Origin of the sequence: Niveispirillum sp. SYP-B3756, from assembly GCF_009495745.1 — a bacterium.
GTDB lineage: Bacteria > Pseudomonadota > Alphaproteobacteria > Azospirillales > Azospirillaceae > Niveispirillum.
Window position 1 is genome coordinate 675,544 of record NZ_WIDQ01000002.1, and the last position, 19,205, is coordinate 694,748.

General features: G+C 66.6%; 12 protein-coding genes. 3 read left to right on the top strand and 9 right to left on the bottom strand.

Annotated features, from left to right (window positions below):
• The first annotated feature begins 155 nt into the window (after positions 1-155).
• The 3 genes from GE253_RS06845 (at position 156) to GE253_RS06855 (ending at position 3,214) form a co-directional block, all read left to right on the top strand.
• On the top strand, positions 156-1,736 hold the full coding sequence (locus GE253_RS06845) for an alpha/beta hydrolase (RefSeq protein WP_153203362.1): 1,581 nt from the start codon (positions 156-158) through the stop codon (positions 1,734-1,736).
• A 63-nt stretch (positions 1,737-1,799) separates the two neighbouring features.
• Positions 1,800-2,459: a hypothetical protein gene (locus GE253_RS06850; RefSeq protein WP_153203363.1), complete on the top strand. Its 660-nt coding sequence runs from the start codon at positions 1,800-1,802 to the stop codon at positions 2,457-2,459.
• 32 nt (positions 2,460-2,491) lie between these two features.
• Positions 2,492-3,214 (top strand): hypothetical protein, encoded by a 723-nt coding sequence (locus tag GE253_RS06855; RefSeq protein ID WP_153203364.1) that lies wholly within the window; start codon positions 2,492-2,494, stop codon positions 3,212-3,214.
• 405 nt (positions 3,215-3,619) lie between these two features.
• On the opposite strand, the gene GE253_RS06860 is transcribed toward GE253_RS06855, so the two are convergent.
• The 9 genes from GE253_RS06860 to GE253_RS06900 form a co-directional block, all read right to left on the bottom strand.
• Complete coding sequence (locus GE253_RS06860; protein ID WP_247878505.1) at positions 3,620-4,555, bottom strand: AraC family transcriptional regulator; 936 nt, start codon at positions 4,553-4,555, stop codon at positions 3,620-3,622.
• A 73-nt stretch (positions 4,556-4,628) separates the two neighbouring features.
• Entirely contained in the window at positions 4,629-5,357 is a 729-nt protein-coding gene (locus tag GE253_RS06865) for a VOC family protein (RefSeq protein WP_153203365.1), read from the bottom strand.
• Positions 5,354-6,475 carry a Gfo/Idh/MocA family oxidoreductase gene (locus GE253_RS06870; protein ID WP_153203366.1) on the bottom strand — a complete coding sequence of 374 codons (1,122 nt, stop codon included), beginning with the start codon at positions 6,473-6,475 and terminating at the stop codon, positions 5,354-5,356. Before GE253_RS06870 ends, GE253_RS06865 begins: the two co-directional genes overlap by 4 nt.
• The gene (locus GE253_RS06875; RefSeq protein ID WP_173012535.1) at positions 6,475-7,977 is read right to left on the bottom strand and encodes a class I SAM-dependent methyltransferase; all 1,503 of its coding nucleotides are present in this window, start codon (positions 7,975-7,977) and stop codon (positions 6,475-6,477) included. The genes GE253_RS06870 and GE253_RS06875 overlap by 1 nt, the downstream gene beginning before the upstream one ends.
• Positions 7,974-9,098, bottom strand: a complete 1,125-nt coding sequence (locus GE253_RS26190; protein WP_153203368.1) for a class I SAM-dependent methyltransferase — start codon at positions 9,096-9,098, stop codon at positions 7,974-7,976. The genes GE253_RS06875 and GE253_RS26190 overlap by 4 nt, the downstream gene beginning before the upstream one ends.
• The gene (locus GE253_RS06885; protein WP_153203369.1) at positions 9,095-10,186 is read right to left on the bottom strand and encodes a saccharopine dehydrogenase NADP-binding domain-containing protein; all 1,092 of its coding nucleotides are present in this window, start codon (positions 10,184-10,186) and stop codon (positions 9,095-9,097) included. Before GE253_RS06885 ends, GE253_RS26190 begins: the two co-directional genes overlap by 4 nt.
• Positions 10,183-11,955 (bottom strand): ABC transporter ATP-binding protein, encoded by a 1,773-nt coding sequence (locus tag GE253_RS06890; RefSeq protein WP_211101370.1) that lies wholly within the window; start codon positions 11,953-11,955, stop codon positions 10,183-10,185. The genes GE253_RS06885 and GE253_RS06890 overlap by 4 nt, the downstream gene beginning before the upstream one ends.
• The gene (locus GE253_RS06895) at positions 11,949-13,685 is read right to left on the bottom strand and encodes an ABC transporter ATP-binding protein (RefSeq protein ID WP_153203370.1); all 1,737 of its coding nucleotides are present in this window, start codon (positions 13,683-13,685) and stop codon (positions 11,949-11,951) included. Before GE253_RS06895 ends, GE253_RS06890 begins: the two co-directional genes overlap by 7 nt.
• The gene (locus GE253_RS06900; protein ID WP_153203371.1) at positions 13,685-19,156 is read right to left on the bottom strand and encodes a non-ribosomal peptide synthetase; all 5,472 of its coding nucleotides are present in this window, start codon (positions 19,154-19,156) and stop codon (positions 13,685-13,687) included. The genes GE253_RS06895 and GE253_RS06900 overlap by 1 nt, the downstream gene beginning before the upstream one ends.
• Positions 19,157-19,205: the final 49 nt, after the last annotated feature.

The window sequence follows — 19,205 nt, forward strand, 5'->3', positions numbered from 1 at the left end:
ACCGGTGAGGGGGCGACACCGTCGCGGAATCGCTACCACTCTTATTGATATGTGTTTATACCATTTCATGGGTTTTCTCCCTTGGCAAGCCGTATCTGGTTACAGGGGAATGCTTACCAACCGATGATCTTCACGCCTGCAGGAGCATCCCGCCCGTGACCCAAAGCCCCCTGAACCAGCGCCCTGTCGCCACCCGCCACTTCATCCATATTGACGGCCGCACGGTGCATTACCGGCGCTGGGGGCAGGGGCCGGTGGTGCTGGCGCTGCACGGTTCCCCGCAATCCTCCCGCACCATGACGGCGCTGGGGGAGGGGATGGCGGCCCGGGGTTTCTGCGTCATCGCCCCTGACACGCCGGGCAACGGGCTTTCCAGTCCGCTGGCGGATGATTGCCCGGAAACGGATGCCTATGCGCTGGCCCTGAAACAGTTTGTCGACGTGCTGGGGCTGGAACGGTTCGGGCTCTATGGTTTCCATACCGGTGCCACCACGGCCTGTGCCTTCGCCGCCCTGTATCCGGAACGGGTGACGGGGGTGCTGTTCGATGGGCTGCCGTGCTGGACTGCCGATGAACGCGCGCATTTCCTGGCTGATTACCTGCCGCCGCTGCGCCCCCACTGGGACGGATCACACATGGCCTGGGTCTGGGCCCGGATGGAAGAACAATTGATCTTCTTCCCCTGGCACCTGCCCAGCCCGGCGGCACGCATGGATTACGATCTGCCCCAGCCCCCGCATCTGCATGAAAATGCGCTGGAGATGCTGGAAGCAGGCGATGCCTATCGCAAGCCCTATCGCGCCGCCTTCGTCTTTGATCCCGCCCGCTGGCTGCCCCGGCTGCGCTGTGAGCATCTGATCCTGGTGACCGCGAAAGACCCGCTCTGCCCGCATCTGGGCCGGCCGGGCCTGAAGGGGGCGAACAGCAACATCCTGCCCGACAGCCCGGCCCTGCAGCAGGCCGCCATGGGCTGGCTGGCCGCCCGGCCCGGCAGCATCGCACCCAGCCTGGTGGAGAATACCGATGCGTTCGGCATCGGCCGGGGGCAGGTGCAAGGTGTCACGGGCCCCATCGGCTGGCTGGGTCGCCGCCGCGGCACCGGCCGTCCGCTGGTGCTGTTGCATGATGCCGGCGGCAATGCGCTGGACATGCGGCCGGCCCTGCGCCTGATCGATGGGCCGGTGCTGGCGCTGGATCTGCCCGGCCACGGGCTTTCCAGCCGCGCCCAGCCGCTGACTGCGGTGACGAACATCGCCGCAGAACTGACGGCGGCCCTGTGCGGGTTGGGCCTGGAACGCCCACGGGTGGCCGGGCACGGCTTCGGTGCCGTGCTGGCCGCGCAATTGGCCGCCAGCGGTGTGGCGTCGGACAGCATCGCCCTGGGAATGCCCGCCCCGGCGATGGACCCGGTACTGGGGGCCCCATCCCTGGCGCCGGAATGGGACGGCGCGCATCTGCTACGGGCGTTCCGCATCGCCCGCCGGGAACGGCTGTTCGCCCCCTGGTACGATGGAAGGCAGTCACAGGCGATTCTGCCCCAGCCCAGCCTGGACCTGCCCGGTATTCAAGCCCGTGCCCTTTCCCTGCTGCGTGCCGGGACGCACTGGCCGGCCGCCCTGCAGGCCCATGCGGCCATGGATGTGGCGGGCCTGTTAGAAGGGCTGGGCAGCCAGCACCGGCTGTTGGCAGAGGGGCGGGGGCCGGCAGCGGACTGGGCGCATCTGCTCCACGCGTAAAGGGTTTCCCTGATCCATTAAATGCTCTATGAATAGATCATTATACCAAATCAGGGAAACCCGATGCTGATCGAGCCGCTCGTCACCCTGCTGCATCTGTTGATCTTCGTCTATTGGCTGGGCGGCGATCTGGGGGCCTTTTATTCCTCCACCATTCTGACCGACAGCAAATGCAGCGCGCCGCAGCGCGCCACGGCGCTGCGCATCCTGATGGCGGTGGATATGGCACCGCGCACGGCGCTGATTCTGTCCCTGCCCACCGGTCTGACCCTGGCCTTCGTCAAGGGCTGGCTGGGGGCCATGCCGGGGGCGGCGGTGGCCGGCATCTGGGCCGTCTGTCTGGTCTGGCTGGCGCTGGCCTGGGCCGTCCATGCCAGCCATGGCAAGGTCGCCTTCTATAAGCAGGCGGACATGGTGATCCGCTGGTCGGCGCTGCTGGTCTGTGCCGGCATGGGTCTGGCGGGGTTGGCCGGCCTGCTGGCCCTGCCCTTGTTCATTGCCGGCAAGCTGTTGATCCTGGCCGGGGCCATTTCCTTAGGATTGCTGATCCGGGTGCTGTTGCGCCCGCTGATGGCCCCGTTCGCGCAGATGATGGCCAGCGGTGCCACGCCCGAAACCGATGCCGCCATCAAGGGCGTGCTCGCCCGCTCCCGCCCGGTGGTGATGCTGCTCTGGCTGCTGCTGCTGGGGGCGGCTTTCCTGGGGCTCGCCACCCCCACCTGATAAAAATCACTGGAACAGGAGTGCTTGAGACGATGCAACACCGTACCATTCGCGGCACCATCCGCTATACCTCCCGCAAGCCGGAACGTCATGGGCAGGAGCGGGGGCGTGAATTCTTCACCATGACCCGCCATAGCGACGGCAAGCTGACCATTCGCGCCCAGTGCGAGATTGAAGAGCCGGCGCCGACCGTGCTGCGCGACGTGATCTATTCGCTGGACGAACATGACCGGCCGATGGATTGCCATGTCCGCCTGACAGTGGGCGACAAGTTCATGGGGTCCGGCTGGTTCCGCATGACGCCCAACAGCATCGAATGCGAAAGCTATGGCCCGTCCATCGGCCGCGTCTCGCAGGTGATGCCGGTGGAAGGCCATTATGACGGGTTCGGCACCCATCCGATCATCGGCGACGCCTATATGACCCGCTGCATGGACCTGTCACGCGGGCCGCACAAGCGCGAAATCCGCGCTTTCCTGCCCTCTGTCGACCATCGCGGCGCCACCCCGCCGCTGGCGGCGGAAAGCCGGCTCTATATGGAATATGTCGGGGAAGAGACGGTGACGGTGGCCGCTGGCACCTTTGATTGCCGACATTTCCGTTTCTCTGATGAAGATGGCGGCATGGTCTCCAAGGATGGTGCCCACCCGGTCTATGATGTCTGGGTCACCAAGGATGAAGACAGCCTGTTCGTCCAGGGTGGCGTCGGCGGCTATATGATGACCTGGTACGAGCTGGTCAGCCTGGAACGGTAATCACCGGTCATCGCCCCAAGAAGAAAGGCCGGCTCCTGTCAGGGTGCCGGCCAGCTTTTTTATGGCTTAGCGCCGATCTGGCGGAACTGCGCCTGCGTCTGGGTCGGGTTGGGGTGGAGGACGTCATCGTCGTCGATCTGTCCCGGCCAGAGATCGGCATTTACTCAGTTACCTTGATCAAGACCTATAGTTCCTGATCAAGACCCTCAAGTGCCGTCGCCAACATCATTTTGACCTGCTCCCTGGAAATGTGTCCGGCTTGAAGTAGATGCCTCCAGGCCGAGGAGAGCTGGTCCCCCGTGAGCGGACAGTTTGCTAAGCTTGGTTCGGCCTTATTGGTTCATGTATCATGATCGGAAACATGATACAGATAAGAAAATATCCAATTATGTCGTGTAATTTGGATTATCCCCTGTCGTATTTCGGCAATATGCCGAACTGTTTGCGATATGCGGCGCTAAAATGACTGATATTGCTATACCCCATTGTCATAGCGACTTCAGTTACATTTTTATTCTTCAATAAAAATCTTGCATGATCCATCCTGTGTTTTTGGAACATAGCATAAATACTTGTTCCAAACAGAATTTTGAAGCCTTGTTTCAGCTTCAGCTGATTCAGTCCCACCTCACGAGATAGTTGTTCAATCGTCGGGGGCGCGCTGAGGTCATGGAGAAGCCGATCGCGCGCTGTCATGATGCGCTGCTGTTCACGCATTGGCAGGGTAACAGGGAACTTGTCATCCTTCAGTGAACTGAAATGGGCACCGAGAAATTCCAGGGCGGCCGATTGCAGCAGCAATTGCTGGCATTTCGGATGGTCCAGCCGGCTGGCCAGAATATGTGCGGTATGCATGATCTGGCGGCTCTGGGTGCTGGTTCGAACCAGGAAACCCTGGCGGATATCCGCCTCGATCTGCCCATAATCATCGGCAGCCACATCAGCCAGAGCGTCGGGTTCCACCATCAGATCCAGGCTGATGTAATCCTTGCCATAACGGGCGCTGAAAAACTCTCCCGGCGCGAAGATGATATGGCCGGAACCGACATCAGGCTGGCATTGATGCTTGCGCACCTCTGCCTCGGCCATATCCTGCATCAGACAGGAAAAATGCACATAGCGGCTGTTATTCAGCATACGCGCCTGTGTCTGTGTCTGGCCGTTGCCACCATATAGGGCGGCCACCATGCCAGGCCGCAGTTCCACCAGACGGCAGTTGATGCCCTCCAGCGTCTCCTCTTTGCTGTGATGCTGTTGGTTGAACAGGGCATTTTTGTTCGCCTGGGACAGCAGGGGGGTGCCGCAGCTGACGCATTGATGCAGCGGTGATTTTTCCGTCATGGTGTAAGATCGCCCCCCCAACGGTTTCCGTTTGGAATGTAAAAGGCAATCTACTTGATAATGGTTCGCAACTCTATGCCATTCCTGCCCCCGGCAGGGGTGGATTTTGCAACCCAGGCATCCCGGCACCTGTCAGTACGGCACCGTGCAGCAGATGGGCGGGCAATTCTCCCCGCAAACCGGAAAGCATAATGGACTGAACGCCATAGCGGGGGGCGGTTTTCAGCAGCAGGGCGGAATCGTCCCCCCCCATCTGCCTGATCAGCCCATGATCCGCCGCCGGCGCACCCAGGATGATCTGGCTGATACCCGAAGCACCATTGTGGTGATCGGCGCGGGCCGGGTTCTGTGGCGGGTCATAGCTGCCGACGATGAAGGGCAGGTCGGGCCGGCGCGGATAGGCAAACTGGAAACGGATGCGGCGGCCATCAGGCTTGGTGCGCACCCAGCGCACCGCGCGACCGCAGGAAATGCCGGCCTCGGCCAGCCATTGGCGCGTCGGCCGGATATCGGCCGTGCCGGTGGTCAGCGCCAGATCACAAAAACCTTCACCCTGTTCGGCCCAGCCGATCATGCGGCGGCCGGCACCGAAGCCGGCGATCAGGTCGATCATCCATTTGAACCGTCGAGCATGGCGCGGCGTGGTCAGCAATTCGATGATCGGGCCGTGGGCGAACCAGATATGGGCGTGCTGCGCCTTGGCGGGGTTGGTGGCGTAATCCACCGTGAAACCGGCCTCCCGGTAATCGCGCACGGCCTGATGCAGGTCCGCAACACGGATCAGCACATGGCTGCATTTCATCGGCTTTCCTCCCCGGCGGTCAGGGGCCGGAACGGGGTGACGGACAGGGCCAGCGCTTCCAGGCTGGCCACGGGTATGGGTTCCGGCACCGGTGGGCGGATCAGGGCCGGCATCCCGATGGCCCCGGTCAGTGCCCGCCAGGCCTGCGATACGGTCAGCGCCCATTGCCCGGCGGTGCGGCGACGGGCGGGCTCGGCAATGTCCCCCCGCAGATCATGCAGGGCCGCCAGCACCGCCTCCGGCCATAGAAGGTCGAACATGCGGTGGTGGCTGTGACCGGGCACGCCACCCAGGGCGATGCTGGTGGGGATGGACAGCCGTTCGGTGCCAGGGCCGGCCAGTTTCAGCCGCCCCGTCTCATCGCGCGGCGAATGCAGGCGCGGGGTCCACAGCACCGGCCCATGGCTGTCGGCCAGGGTCAGCACGCCGCCATCAAAGCCGATGGCGATCCGGTGCAGCAGGTGGGAATGGTTATCCGGGTCTTCCGGGTGAACCTGATTTTGCACCTGCAGGCTGACAGGGATGCCGCCCAGGGAAGCGGTGATCTGGGTGAAAGGATGCGCCGGCTCCCCCGCCGGCTGCGGCTGGAAGGACCAGGGGCGTAAGTCACCAATGGCCCGCCCCAAAATATCCAGCAGCGGATAGGCCACCTGGCTGTTGCAGGCCGCATCGATGAAGCGGATCGGCCCTTGCCCGCGCAGATGGGCGGCCACGGCCAGAAACTGCCGGACAGGTTGGATATTGGGATAGAGCGTGTTGACGGCATAGGCGGCATTGCCCTGCCGGGCGGCCTGCAGGCCGGCAGTTATCTCCGTCACATGCACCGGATGTTCCTGGAGCACATGCACGCCCCGGCGCAGGAAATGCTGGGCCACCGCTGCGCCATCGCCGCCCGTCGCCCCTGATCGCAGCACGATACAGGCAATATCCACCTCATCCGGCACCTGTGCCGGGTCGTTATAGAACGGCACGCCCAGCCGGGCGGCATAATCGCGGGAATAGGCGCTGCCCTTGGCCAGGATGCCGGCCAGTTCATACCGGTCGGGTGCGGCGCGCAGCGCTTCCAGATATATCCGGCCAAAGGCGGTGCCGGCGACCAGCACGCGGGTTCTGCCCATCAGATCGCCCCCTTGCGTGCGGCGAAGACCCGGTGGCCCAGGCGGGAGAGGGGGTGTTGATGGTCCGGCAGGCCCAGCACCCGCACCAGCCCCGCCGCTTCCAGCACCCGGTTCCATTGCGCCAGCGACAGGAAGGTGGCCTGCGTTTCTTGCCGTTCATCATCGGTCTGGCCCATCATGAAGGCCTGCGACGCCATCACCCATACCTCTTCCCGCGTCGGTTCGGTCAGGATCAGCCAGCCACCGGGGCGCAGCAGGTCACGCAGCCAGCCGATGCTGGCATCGGTATTACGCGCGGCATTCAGGGCGCCGCCGCTGATGATGATATCCAGGCTCTGCCGTTTTATTCCCTGCGCTTCCGGCGGCTTGTCGAGATCATAAAGACCGCGCCGCACGAACGGATAGGGCTGCTGCCACGTCGCCACCTGATCCAGGAAGAAGCGCGACAGGTCGGTAAACAGGTAATCCACCGGCAACCCGGCGAGCGAGGGCAGTACCAACCGCGTCGTCGCCCCCGTGCCGCCACCCACTTCCAGCAGGCGCAGCGGGGCGGCCCCCGTCCAGGCGGCGGCCAGCCGGCTGACCAGGGCGCGCACGCTGTGATGCTGGTAACGGGCGGCGACCGGCTCGCTGTAAATGGCAGCGGCCAGATCGATCCGCCCTTCCGGGAATAGCAGATGCACGGCCTGGCGTTCCCCGCGCAGCAGTTCCGGCAGGTGGGCGGCATTGGCGCGGGCATAATCGATGGTGCGGGCACTGCCGCTGACCGCCCGCCAGTCCCGTTCCAGCCCATCCCAGGCCGCTTTCAGGGCGGCATCGCCATAGGCCGTGGCGGGCGGTACGGCGCAGAGCCGCCCGCCGGACCAGCGCAGCCGCCCCCGTTCCACCAGCACCCGCAGCCAGCGGCGGATCAAGCCCCGGTGTGACGGTGCCACGCGGGCGGTTTCCAGCACATCCTCCACGCTATGGGCACTGTCCGCCCCGGTGAACAGGCCGCAGCGGGAAAGCCCGTTCAGCATGGATAACAGGGCATTGTCGGCCAGCCGGTCCGCCACCGCCACGGCCTGGGCCAGATCAATGCCGGTCAGCGATGCCTCGGCATCGGCGGTGACGGCAGCCGCCAGTTCTGCCAATGTCTGCCAGTCCCGCGCCGGTGCTGCCAGCAGGGGCCGGGGCGGGGTGCCGAACAGGGCGGTGACGGCGGCCTGTTCCACCGGCGACAGGCTGCCCGCCACCAGCAGATCGCGGAAATGCGACAGATCGGCCAGATCAAGGGCGGGCAGGGGCAGCAGGGCGCGCAACGTATCGGCATCCAGCGCCACCCCGTCCGCCATCGCCCCTTCCAGCAGGGCCAGGGTGCGGGCGGGGCTGGGGGGCAGGTCATGGTGACTGACCTGTATGCCCTGACGCCGGGCGTTGACGGCCAGATCGCCGCCATCGGGCTGCCCCAGGATCAACAGATGCTGCAGGTCGGGCAGGGGAAGGGAAAGATCATTCATCATGCATCTCCCGCGATGCCAAGGAACAGACATTGCCCGGCCGCGGCCATAGGGGATACGGCCTCGGGTAGGCATAGGCCCGGTGACAAGCCGGCAGCACCCAGTTCCGCCCGCCATCCATCCGCATCCAGAAAGGGCAGCCCGGCCCGGCGGTCGGCCCGATAAAGCGGCGGTGCCCCGGCGGCGGGGGAGAGCAGGAAGCCCATGCAGGTCAGCAGGGCTTCATTTTCCCACACTGATTCCGTGAAGATCAGCCAACCACCGGGGCGCAGAACCTGCCGGATATGGCGCAGGCTGGCCGTGATATCTGCAGCGTTGTGCAGCACATTGCCGGCCAGCACCAGATCAACCGACCCGTCCGCCCCCCCCTGCGCGGCAAAGGGCGCGTTGATATCCAGCACGCCGGTTTCGATACCGGGGAAGCGCTGGCCGGCGGCCAGGGTGAACATGCGCGACAGGTCGGTGAAACGATAATCGGCTCGCCCCGGCCCCAACCGGGACAGCACGGCATCCGTCGTCAAACCCGCCCCGCCGCCCAGTTCCAGCACCGCCATCCCCGGCCCCTGGCGATCATGCCGCCATGCCGCCAACCCGGCGCAGACACGGTTCAGGTAACGGGTAAAGTGATTATCCTGATAGGCGGCCAGCGCCTCCAGCACCCGGCCGTCGGCGAACAGGATCTGCTGGATGCTGGCCTGATCGCGGATCAGCCAGGGCAGGGCACCCAAGGCCAGCCGGTGCGATGCCGCCATGCGGGGCGGAAAGCCCAGCGCGGCATAGGCTGGTGCCAGATCGTCCATACCCGCATCCGGCAGCGGCCCATCCCCCCGCCACCAGCCCGCCGGCCCGCCCTGAACCACTCCGCGCGTGGCCAAGGCCGCCAGCCAACGGCCCAATAGCGCCCCATGCCGGGGGGCGGCCCCCAGGGCGGCGGCGATAGCGGTCGTGCTTTGTGGGGTCTGGTCTAACGGCGCGGCGTCCAGCACCAGATTGGCAAGGGCGCGGATGCTGATATCGCTCAACCGATCCATGGCGGCGGGCAGGGGGGAGAGGTCGGTTCCATCGGCCATGCCCATCGCATGGGCCGCTGTCGGCGACGGTGGCGGAATGATGGGGTGGGTCACAGGGTGCCCTCCTCTTCTTCGGTAAGGGTTGCCAGCGGCCCATCCGTCACGCGGAACTGGCTGCCGCTGGCGGACAGCAGGGCGGGCAGGCTGTCAGCAGGATTCAGGATATCGGCAGCCATATGCCGGCCCGGTGGCAGCTTGCCGGCCAGCACGGCCTGTATCGCCACCAGGGCCATGGCGGCGGTCAGCACGGCATTGCCCGGCCCCTGCAGCAGGGCGCTGGCGGTTTCGTGCTGGCCGTCCCGCGTCCCCGCCATTTCCAGGGCCAGGGTGACGCTTGGCCGTTTTCCCGCCAGATCCAGCTGGCTGGCCCGGCACAGGTTGTCCACCGCCGCAGCCGGTGGCAGGGCCAGGGCGCGGTCGAAGGCGGCCAGCATGTGCCGTCCAGAGAGAATGTTGAACCAGTCCCCCCGGTCCAGCCGCAGCCTTGCCCCCAGCCGGGCGGATTCCGCCGATAGGAAGGGAAGGGCGGTTACCAACCCGTCAAATCCCGGCAGGGCAATGCCTTCCCGCCGGGTCAGGCAGCCGGCCCGCATCCGCCCGTCGCGCCAGCCGGCATTGGCCTGTCCCGTGCCATCGGTGGCGGCGGCCAGATAATCGGCGGCGGCAATGGGGGTGAACAGGTCCAGCACGCCGAAATGGCTGGACAGCCGTTCCACCCGGTCGAACCTTTGTGCCGCCAGCCAGCGGGGCAGCAGCCCCGTCAGGCCCGGTTGCAGCCCCGCTGCCAGCACGGATACCCGCCCCGCCGCCGGTTGGATCGCCGGCCCCGCATCCCCTGCCACATCCACCAGATCGATGCCGGCGCGGGAAGCGGCTTCGGCCACAATCGGGGCCAGATGGTGGGAAGGGCCGGCGCAATTCACCAGCAATCGGCAATCGGCCAGAAAATCGGCAAGGGAAGCAGCATCCCCCGCATCCACGGCGCGGCAGCCGATGGCGGCGGGGAACAACCCGTCCGCCAGCGCCCAGGCCGCTGCCACCTTGCGCGCACCCAGCCGCAGCGGCCCGATGCCGGTTTTGGCCAACTGTCGCACCAGGGCGCTGCCAATATCGCCGGTCGCCCCCAGAATGGCGATGGTCATGCCGATATCTCCGTTTCCAGGACTTGAACGACGGGCAGCAGGCGCCAGCCCTCCGCCCGCTGGCGTTCGTGCCAGAAGGCGGCATAGGCCCCGCCGGCCTGTATCAGGTCCGCATGGCTGCCGACCTCCGCCACCTTCCCATCGGCCAGCACCAGGATACGGTCGGCCATGGCGACGGTGCGCAGCCGGTGGGCGATGACCAGCACCGTGGCCCGCCCGCGCAATGCTGCGATGGAGCGTTGCACATAGCGTTCATTTTCCGGGTCCAGCGCCGCCGTCGCTTCGTCCAGCAACAGGATGGGCGCGCCTTTCAGCAGGGCGCGGGCGATGGAAACCCGCTGACGCTCCCCGCCCGACAGCAGGGCCCCGCCTTCGCCCACCCGCGTCTGCCAGCCCTGCGGCAGGCGGGCGACAATCTCTGTCACGCCGGCCAGATCGGCGGCATGGTGCAGTTCCGCTTCCGTTGCGTCGGCCCGGCCCAAGCGCACCGCCTGTTCCAGCGTGCCGTCGAACAGATAGACATCCTGGGTCACGGTGGCGACGGCCTGCATCAGGTCGGTGGTGGCAACCTCGCGCACATCGGCGCCACCCACACGCACGGCCCCCGCCTGCACATCGAAAAACCGCACGATCAGGCGGACAATCGTGCTTTTGCCAGCCCCCGAGGCCCCGACAATGGCCACCATGGACCCCGCCGGCACCTGGAAGGACAGGCCGCGCAGCACCGGCTGTGCCGGATCATAGCCGAAATGGACATCATCAAAGGCGATCCGGCCCGGCTGATCCATCCGGGCCGGTTCCGCCGGTTCCGGCAGGGGTTTTTCATCGAAAATGGCGGCCAGCCGGCGCAGATCATTGCCCGCCATGCGCAGCAGCCCGCTGCGGGCTGCCGTCTCCGTCAAAGGGCCGGCAAAGCGGGCGGCCAGCACCAACAGCGCCACCAGCCCCAGCGGATCGGCCGCCCCGCTGGCCGCCAGCCCCAGCCCGGTCAGGATCAGCACCAGAAAGGCCAGTTGCACGGCCAGTCCGCTGGCAAACAGCCGGGGAAAGGTCTGGTCCAGCATCGACCCGCCGGCCTGTTTTTGCGCATTGATGGCGGCCTCTAATGGCGGATAGCTCCCCAATGCCTGACCAAAGGCGCGCAGAACCGGCTGCTGGCGGGCGAATTCCACCACCCGGTTGCCGGCTTGGGCTGCGGCATGGTCCACCGCCTCTTCCGTCCGACCGATGGCGGCGGATGCCCGGCGATGGGCCAGCAGGATCAGCGGCGCCGACAACAGGGCGCACAGCCCCAACCGCCAGTCAAAAGCCAGCATGGCCAGGGCGATGATGCAGGGCGTCACCAACCCGGTGACCACCGGGGTCAGCAGATGGGCGAAGATGTTGGTCACCATCAGGGTGCCGTTGGTGGCGCTCTGCGACAGCCGCCCGATCCGTTCCCCGGAAAACCAGCCCAGCGGCAAGGTGGCCACATGGTCGCCCAGCCGCCGGTGCAGGCTGGTCAGCACCACCAGGGCCAGATTGAAACCCTGCATGGATTGCTGATAGCGGGCGATGCAGCAGCACAGCACCACCCCGCCCAGCGCCGCCAGCCAGCCGGTCAGCGCGCCCATCTCCAGCGGTTGGGCCAGCAGGGCGCGCAACACCGGCACCAGCAGGGTAACGGCCAGCCCCTCCAACACGCCATAGGCCAGCAGCCAAGCGAAATAGCGGTAAAGCGCCCCCCGCCGCTGCGGCCCCAGGATTTTCAGCAGATCGGCGATCAACATGCGGGTTCCCCCTGTTCGGCCTGCCACAGGGCGGCATAGAGACCGCCGCGCGCCAGCAGCGCACCATGCTGACCACATTCCGCGATGGTGCCGTCGCGCATCACCACGATCTGGTCAGCCCCGGCAATGCTGGACAGGCGATGGGCGATCACCAGCACGGTGCGGCCACGCGCGGCGGCGGACAGCGCGTCCTGAATGCGCGCCTCTGAAGCCGGGTCGGCATGGGCGGTGGCTTCATCCAGGATCAGGATCGGCGTATCGGCCAGCAGGGCGCGGGCGATGGAAAGCCGCTGCGCCTCCCCGCCGGAAAGCTGCGCCCCGGCCCCGATGATACTGTCATAGCCCTGGGGCAGTTGCTGGATACGGTCATGGATCTGCGCCGCCCTGGCTGCCGCCATCACCGCTGCCATGCTCGCATCCGGGCGGCCCAGGCGGATATTGTCGGCGATGCTGCCATGCAGCAGCCCCACCTCCTGCAGCACAAAGCCGACTTGGCGGTACAGCACCTCCCCGGCAATGTCGCGGACATCGACACCGCCGATCCGCACCACCCCGCCGGTGGCATCGTGGAAGCGGGCAGCCAACTTGGCCAGCGTGGATTTCCCCGCACCGGACGGGCCGACCAGGGCCGTGACCGTGCCGGGGCGGCAGTAAAGATTGATGCCGGAAAGGGCGGCTGCGCCGTCTGGATACTGGAAACTGACATTTTCAAAACAGATGGTGGCATCGCGTGGCAGCTTGGGATGCACTGCCCCCGGCAGTTCCGGCGTGAGCAGCAGCGTATCGATGCGGCTGGCCGCTGCGGCGGCCTTACGCTCGGCCATCAGGCCCTGGTTCAGGGTCAGCAGGCTTTGCGGCAGGATCACCGCCACCATGATTTCGGCCATCAGGTCCATCGGCGCGATCTGACCATTGGCCAGCAGCCAGGCCCCGCCCGACAGGCTGACCAGCAGGATCACCGGCACCGACAGCGCCATGGAGGTCAGCGCCTCCAGCCGCAGCAGCGGGCGTACCCAGCCGGCATAGCGGTCGGAAAAACCATCCACCGCCGCGCGATAGGCGCTGTGCGCCTCACCCGCGCGACCGAAGCCTTTCACCACGACGATGCCATGGACAAATTCCACAATGGCGGCGTTCACCTGGGCAAAGCTGGCATCCAACTGCGCCATCTTGGCCGCGAAACCGCGCATCATCCAGCCATAGGCGAGCGCATAGATCGGAAAGCTGGCCACGGCCAGCAGGGCCAGCCGCCAATCCAGCCAGACCAGATAGGCGATACCCCCCAGCGGCAAGGCGATGGCGGCGGTCAGATCGACATAATGATGGGCCACCATATGGTGCAAATCTTCCAGATCGCCCTGCACCGCCTTGCGCACGGCCCCGGTGGTATTGTCCGCGTACCAGCCCAGCGGCACCCGCCCCAGCTTGGCCACCAGGGCGCGGCGCACATCGGCCTGGATGCGGTGGTCGGCAATATGGGTCAGCCACAGGGCAGCCCCATTGGCGGCCCAGCCGATGAACAGGCCCGCCACCACCAGCGCCCCCAGCCCGGCCAGGGCCGCCCTGTCCGGTGGGGAACCCGCCAGCAGCAATTCCCCCAGCCGGGCGATGAAGATGAAGGGCAGCAGTTGCGACAGTGCCCCCACCGCCCCCAGAACCATGCCCAGCCGCACCAAACCCATGGCAGGGCGGCGCAGGGCTGCCAGGGGGGAGTAAACGCCTGCCGCCATCACCGCCCCCGCAATGCGGCGGCCAGATGGGCGGTGACGATGTCCACATGTGGGGGTTCTACGACGCTGAAATGGTTGCCCGGCACATCGATCACCTTGAAATCGCCCAGGCACACCCCTTCCCAGAAGGGCACGGCCAGATGGCCCACCCCGGCGGTAATGCCGAAGGATTGCTGTTCCAGGCAGCGCAGATAGGTCATGTCGCCGACATAGGGCGGCGGGTCGAAACGGGCGGCGCGCATGGAATGGCGGCAGACCCGGAACAGGCCCGGCACCAGTTCCGGCCCCACCGGAACACCGGCCTGATTGCCGATGGCGGCGGCGTAACCAGCCAGCCGCTCGGCCTGTGGCACCGCCATGCGCCGCCGGGCGGCCGCCGCCACGGCATCCAGCCCCGGATCGCCGGTCAGGGCCGCCATGGCCCCGGCGGGGATGTGGCGCGCATGATCCAGCGTCAGCTTTTCAATGGCGCGATAGACATCGGTCGCTGGCACATCCGGGCCGAAGACGGCGGCCACCGGGTCCAGGTTCAGGTTGGGCACGAAAATGGCCTCAAAGGCCAGTTCCTCCTCCGTTTCGATGAACATGGGGATGCTGTCCACCAGCGTCAGGTCGCGCACATCCATGCCGCGATCCAGCAGGCGGCGCGCCACCTCCGTGGCCAGCAGCCCGCCCAAGCAATAGCCGACAAGCTGAAAATGTCGGTGTCCGGCGGCGATCAGCCGGCTGGCATAATCATCGGCCACCGCCTCGATCAGCTTTTTCGGCTCCAGCGCCAGATAGCGTTCAATATCGGCCACGGCGATGCCGATCACCGGCCCTAACCCTTGGGCCGCCATCGACCGGCCCAGATGCTGGAAATAATCCATGGTGCCCAAAGCCGCATGGAACATCACCCGCGCCACCGGCCCCTCGCCGCCGAACGCGATCAGCTTGGCGTTCGATCCTTCCACCTGATCCGCCGGCAGGGTCGGGCTGGCCGCCCCCGCTGCCGTGGTTTCCGCCAGTTCCCCCCGGCGCAGCGCCTGGACCAGGGCGGCCACAGTCGGTTCGTTCAGCATCTGGCGCAGCAGCGTGTCATAGGGGAAGGGGGCAGCCTCCGCCATCTCCTCCCGCAGCCGGCCAGCGACACGGGCCAGAATCAGGGAATCCGCCCCCTTGTCATAGAAATTATCTGTCGGTTCCAGCCGGGGCAGCCCCAAAGCCTCCGCCCACAAGGCACAAAGCTGGCTGGTCAAGCCGTCATCGCCATCGGCCCTGTCGGCCTCGCCTGCCGCCTGTGCCAAGGTGGCGGGGCGCCAGCCGGCCAGCCGCTTGCGGTCCAGCTTGCCATTGCCGGTCAGGGGCAGTCGGTCCAGTACCTGGATATGGCCGGGCACCATATGGGTGGGCAGGCGGCGGCCCAGGAAGCTGGCCAGTTCCGCCGCCTGCACCGGCATCCGGTCGCGCTTGAAGCGGGCGGCCAGCATCCGCATTCCGCAGGCGGCCAGCGCATCGCCCTCATCGGGCAGGCAAAGCGCCAGTTCGCCGCCTGCCGCCTCAATCACTTCGCGCCAGCCGGCGACATTGCGGAATTTGGTGCCGCCATGCCGGCGGTCATCGCCCGCCGGGTCCATCATGAAACCTTGGGTCAGCAGGATCTGCGGCAGGTCGGCCACCGGTTCGGTCAGGATCAGCCAGCCATCCGGGCCCAAGATTTCCGCCAGATCGGCCACGGCTTTCGCCGGGTCATTGGTGCTGTTCAACATGCCGGCGGCGATCACGATATCGGCACTGTTGGGGGCGATGCCCTGGTCGCGCGCCTCGCGGTTCAGGTCGAACAGGGCCGGGCGCACCCAGGGCCAGCGGGCAAAACGCCCCCGCGCATCGGCCAGGAAAAAGGGCGTCATGTCGGTGAACAGATAATCCGCCGACAAGCCATCCAGCAGGGGGATCACTGCCTCGCTGGTGGCACCGGTGCCGGCCCCCACCTCCAGCACCCGCAAGGGCGTGTCGGCGTCGCGGCTGCTGGCGATGCGGTTCACCAGGGCGGCGACGGCGTGGTTATTATGCCGGGCGATGGCATCATCACGATAAATCGCCCGCGCCAGATGCGGGCGGCCTTCCGGGAACAGCAGGTCGAACGGGTTCTGCCGTCCGGCCAGCAGGTCGGCCAGCCGTTCCACATGCGCGCGGTGATAGGCGATCAGGCTGTCATTGCCGCCGCCGGCCAGCGCATCCCAGGCGGCGTTGACGCTTTCGCCATCGACCAGCCGGCGGCGACGGTAAAGCCCGGCCCCGTCACGCGACAGCAGGTCCGCCGCCACCAGCAGCCCCAGCCAGCGCCGCACCAGCCAATGGTGCCGCTCCACGGCCCCCACTTGGCGGATGATGGTTTCATCATCATGGGCGGCCTGATCGCTGTTGAACAGCCCATGCCCGCACAGGCAACCCAGCATGGTCAGCAGTGATGCCTCCTGCAAGGCCCTGGCCTGGGAGGCGGCGGCATGGTCATCCGCCACCTGCCGGGCCGCAAAGCGCCGCACCGCCGGCACCAGCTTTTCCGGCGTCAGGCGCGGATCATCGGGCGGCACCGGGCGGCGCTTGGCTTCCACAAAGCCCAGCAGGGTGCGGTCCAGCCGGTCGGTACCGGCCACCACGGCCGCCGCCGCGCCCACGGCGGGGTGGGCCTGCAAGGCGGCCTCCACCTCCCCCAGTTCGATCCGGTGGCCACGGATTTTCACCTGGCCGTCTTCCCGGCCCAGGAATTCGATCTCCCCACCCGGCAGATAGCGGCCAAGGTCGCCCGTGCGGTAAAGCCGCTGCCCGTCAACCGGATGGTGGATGAAGCGGGTTGCCGTCAGGTCGGGGTCGCCCAGATAGCCCAGCGCCAGCCCCTGGCCGGTGATGCACAGCTCCCCCGCCGTCCAGACGGGCACATCCCGCATCTGCCCATCCAGCACCCGGAACCCCTGGTTGGCCAGCGGCACGCCATAGGGGATGCTGGTCCAGGCCGGGTCGATGCCCTCAATCCGGTGGAAATTGGACCAGATGGCCGCTTCGGTCGCCCCGCCCAGGCCGATCAACTCCAGGCTCGGCAGGTGGCGGCGGATCTGGCCGGGCAGGGAAAGCCCGATCCAGTCGCCCGACAGCAGGGCCAGCCGCAGGCTGGTCAGGGGCGACGGTTCGGCATCCAGGTATGAGGCCAGCATCTGCATCTGTGCCGGCACGGAATTCCAGAAGATCACGCCATGGCGGGCGATCAACCCGGCCCAGTGCGACGGGTCGGCCCCGCGTGCCGGATCGGGCAGCACCAGCGTGGCCCCGGTGCCCAGCAGGCCGAAAATATCATAAACGGAAAGGTCGAACCCCAGTTGCGCCAGCCCCAGCCCCCGGTGCTGCGGGCCGATGCCGAAACGGCGGTTGATATCCTGTATCGTGTTCAGCGCGGCGCGATGGCTGATCATCACCCCCTTGGGCGCCCCGGTGGAACCGGATGTGTAGATCACATAGGCCAGCGCGTCCGGGTCGCCCGTCACGACCGGGGGCATGGTGCTGGCCGGAGCCACGGTGGCCGGATCAATGGCGATGATGCCGGGCGGCAGGTCGGTGCTGCTGGCGGCCAGCACATGGGTGATGCCGGCATCGGCCAGCAGCCGGTCCCGCCGCAATGCGGGTTGCTGCACATCAATGGGCAGATAGGCCCCGCCGGCCAGCAATGCCCCCAGCACTGCGGCCACCTGTGCCGCCCCCTTTTCCAGAATGATGGCGACAGGGGCGGCACCCTGGTAGCCGCTGGCCGTCAGCGTGTCGGCCAGACCGGCGGCCCACAGCATCAGGTCGCGGTAACAGATGCTGCCGTCTCGGTCGATCACGGCCACCGCATCCGGCGTGGCCTGTGCCTGTTCCAGGATCGGGTGATGCAGCAGCCCATCGGGCAGGGGGGCCGCCGTTGCGTTCACCGCCGCCCGTTCCGCCCCCTGCCACGCCGGCAGCGGCACCGGTTCCCGGCTGTCCCATGCCGCCGCATCCCCGGCCAGCCGTTCCAGCAGGTCCATCAGGGCGGCGAACATGTCGGCTATCATGCCATCGGGGAAAATGCCCTGGCGAATGTCCCAATTCACCTCCAGCCCGTCGGCATCATCCATCACCTGGCAATCCAGCAGTACCTGCGGCGTCTGGGTGATGGCATGGCCGGGGCGGCGGCCGCTGACCGGATGCTCACGATTGCCCAGGCCGATGGCGCTGGTGAAGATCACCGGCATCAAGGCGGCTTCCCGTCCCCGGCGGCGGGTGATTTCGCGCAGCACCTCCACCCCGCTGAACAGCCGGTGGTCCAGATCGCTGAAAAGCTGCTGGCCGATGGCGGCCGCATGGTCGGCAAAGGGCCGGCCCGCCGCCGATTCCACCGCCAGCAGGCTGACGGCGGTGAAATCCCCCACCAACTGGTTGACCTGCGGGTGCAGCGGGAAACGGTTCAGCAGCGTGACATTCAGGCTGAATTGCGGCTGGCGCGCCCAGCGGCCCAGCACGGCGGCATAGGCGGCCAGCACCGGCGTGGTGGCCGTCAACCCGCGCGCGGCGGCCTGCGCCTTCAGGCTTTCCCAGGCGGCTTTTCCCAACCGGCCATGGTGACGGTGGAACCGTACCGCCCCACCTTGGGGGGCGGTGCGCTGGACCAAGTCCGGGGCGGCGGGCAGATCGTCGATCCGGTCCAGCCAGTAACGCCGGTCGCGCCGGTACCGGCTGGTCTGGCGCAACCCCTGTTCGGCCAGCAGATAATCACGGAAGGTGATCTCCAGCGCCGGCAGTTCATCCCCGCGACCGGCCAGGATCAGGTCCAGTTCATTGAACAGGATGCCAGCGCTGGCCCAGTCGGCAATCAAGCTGTCCAGGGAGACATGCAGGATATCCCCGTCATCCGTGCGGGTCTGGCGCAGGGTGAATAGCGGCCATCGGTCGGTCGGATAAATCTTGTGGTCCAGTTCGGCCCGTGTGTCGGCCAGGGCCTGATCCAGCAGGGCCGTCCCTTGGCCGCGCAGATCCTGCGCCGTGATCAGATAGGCGGGAACGCTGGGCAGCACCCGCTGCCAGCCATCGGCGGCGATGGTGGCGCGCAGCATGGGGTGGCGTGCGATCAACCGGTTCCAGGCCGCTTCCAGCGCCGCCGGTTCCAGGTTGGGGTAATGCATTTCCAGATAGCCATGGCAAGCGACGCCGCCATAACCGAAACTATCCCCCCGGCCCAGCAGATAGGCCGCCTGCACATCGGTCAGCGGGAATGGTTCATGTGTCTGGGCCGGGTCGGCGGTGACGGCGGGCAGTTCCGGGCCGGCCAGATGGTCAAGCAGCGCCTGCTTGTGCTGGCGCAACTGCTCCCGCCGTTCTTCCGTCAAGGCCCCTTTCGGTGCCCGGAATTTCAGTTGCCCATCCTCGGCCCAAAGCTCAACCCCCAACAGGTCCAGTTCGGTGATCAGCGTGGCGACATCCATCAGGCAGCTCCGGTGCAGGTATGCGATTGCAAGCGGTTCGCAAACGGGA